Genomic DNA, 1,867 nt, shown 5'->3' with positions numbered 1-1,867 from the left:
GAAGCCGGCGAACGCTAACGAGATAGCGATCCAGAAGATCGACCAAATCGAAGCCTTAGCCAGGGAAATTGGCTTGTCACCGCGGTGAGTAACCATGTCGAGGAGAAGCGCGCCGAGCGCGATCCCGACGAATACCGCCATGGTCAGCGGAGGGAAACCGATTTGAGTGTCCAAAGTAACGCTCCTTAGAGTTCAAAATCAGCTGGGTTAAGGCCCAGCTCAAGGCAGACCAAACGGCAGGCCGCTTTTTCTTGGGCGTCAAAGTCGCCGTCCGACGCACCGATGGCACAGCCCACGCGCACCAGGAGTCGGGACGCGCCGGCATCGTTCTTGATCTTGCCGATGACCTTCAGTGCTTCGGCTTGGCCGAGTTGAAAGTCGAACTCGAACTTTTCACAGTGTGCGTTGAACGCCTTGATCACATCGCCCATGTCGAAAACTTTCAACTCAGGCGAGTTTTGGATGAAGCCGGTCATCTTCTGTTTTTCCTCAGAAGAGATACCGCCGGATGCAGCTGAGATGAGAGCGCAATTGGCGGTCATCGCATCTAGAAATTTCTGATTCTTGAACTTCGAAACTTCGGTAGTTAGTGCTTCACGCGCTGCTGCTGCGTTTTGCTTAAGCCATGCAAACATGTTGTGTTCCCCCAAGGGCGGGGTCGTATGACCCCGCCATGATTTCTATTTGGACCCTGCAGTCCACCTCATGCCCCAGCCATAAGCCTGGTCCATGAGTTTGTGGCCTCGGTGGAAGTCCACCCGCCGAGAGACCTTAACGGCACCGTTCACGTTTTCAAGCATCGCTATGGCACACATTGGTTCACGGCCACCCTCTTCATTGAGACGCACCTCAATGTCAGGCTGACCAGGAATGTAAATAGTCACCACTCCATCGGTTTCTTTCCAAGAAGGCGAGCCCTCATAGATGAAGGCGAACACTAAAATGCGGCGAATTTCACTCCATTGTTTGCCATTGATATGCAACCACTCGCCACCGGAAACAGAGCCAGTACGGTCATCGCCCATCAGCTGTATGTATGGTTCCCGATTGAGACTGCCGAAGGACTCCCCGAGGGCTTGAACAACGCCCTTCTCGCCGTCTTGCAGCTCGTACAGGCAACCAACGTCCAGGTCGACGGATTGGCTTCGCTTGAAGAAGCCGCCCGAGCTGCCTTTGTTCCAGTTCAAGTTCACCTTGATTTCGCCGAAACCGGCTGCCGTCTTTTCAAGACTGATAGACGATCGTGTTTTATCGAGGGTGACCTTGCTCAGACTAATCGTAGATTTAGGTGCAGCGGCCGGAGCAGGCGGCGGCGTTTGTACCACTGGAGCAGGTGCAGGTGCAGGGGCCGGCGCTGGTGCGGCGACCTCTACACCAAAGTGCTTGGCCAACGGCTCAAGGCCGCCATTGAAGCCCTGGGCCACACAGCGGAATTTCCAGTCACCATTTCGGCGATAAAATTCGCCGAGGATGAGTGCTGTTTCCTTCATGCCACCGGTTGGGATTTGAGCTTCAATTCCACCCGTCACCACAACCGAAAGTTGTGACACGCGCTCAAAGCTCGCCTTGTTCTCGTAGATCGTGGCAGTGAGCGCCACTTTCTCAACTGCAGACTCAAGACGACTCGTATCGAGTGAAAATACTGCGCGCCCAGCCGAGGATTCGGTCAGCTGAACAGCGCCACCCAGAATTTGAGGCTGGCCATAGAAACACATGTCGCCATCGCCTCGGACTTTGGCCGAGGCGCCCAGTGCGAAGGCCGATACGTCAATGTCGGCCCCCGGGATAGGCGAGTAATTGATATCAACGCGAAGCTGGCCGCTGGCAACCGGCGCATTACCACCAGGTACGAGATTAGCCATTAGCG

Annotated in this window: 2 protein-coding genes and 1 pseudogene; all 3 read right to left on the bottom strand. The window is 55.2% G+C overall.

The features are described 5' to 3' along the window. Positions 1 to 141: pseudogene (locus FQ182_RS29525) on the bottom strand (tellurium resistance protein TerC); the annotation flags it as partial. A gap of 44 nt (positions 142 to 185) precedes the next feature. Next, positions 186 to 635, bottom strand: a complete 450-nt coding sequence (locus FQ182_RS29520) for a tellurite resistance TerB family protein (RefSeq protein ID WP_033896478.1) — start codon at positions 633 to 635, stop codon at positions 186 to 188. A gap of 45 nt (positions 636 to 680) precedes the next feature. Further along, entirely contained in the window at positions 681 to 1,862 is a 1,182-nt protein-coding gene (locus tag FQ182_RS29515) for a TerD family protein (RefSeq protein WP_033896477.1), read from the bottom strand. Positions 1,863 to 1,867: the final 5 nt, after the last annotated feature.

It is taken from the genome of Pseudomonas sp. ANT_H4 (genome assembly GCF_008369295.1).
Taxonomy (GTDB): domain Bacteria; phylum Pseudomonadota; class Gammaproteobacteria; order Pseudomonadales; family Pseudomonadaceae; genus Aquipseudomonas.
Note: the sequence above shows the minus strand (reverse complement) of the source record. Positions and strands in the feature narration are given on the sequence as shown.

Excerpts from the sequence above, each read along its gene's own strand:
- FQ182_RS29520 (WP_033896478.1), bottom strand. The coding sequence starts at position 635 with ATGTTTGCATGGCTTAAGCAAAACGCAGCAGCAGCGCGTGAAGCACTA.
- FQ182_RS29515 (WP_033896477.1), bottom strand. The coding sequence starts at position 1,862 with ATGGCTAATCTCGTACCTGGTGGTAATGCGCCGGTTGCCAGCGGCCAG.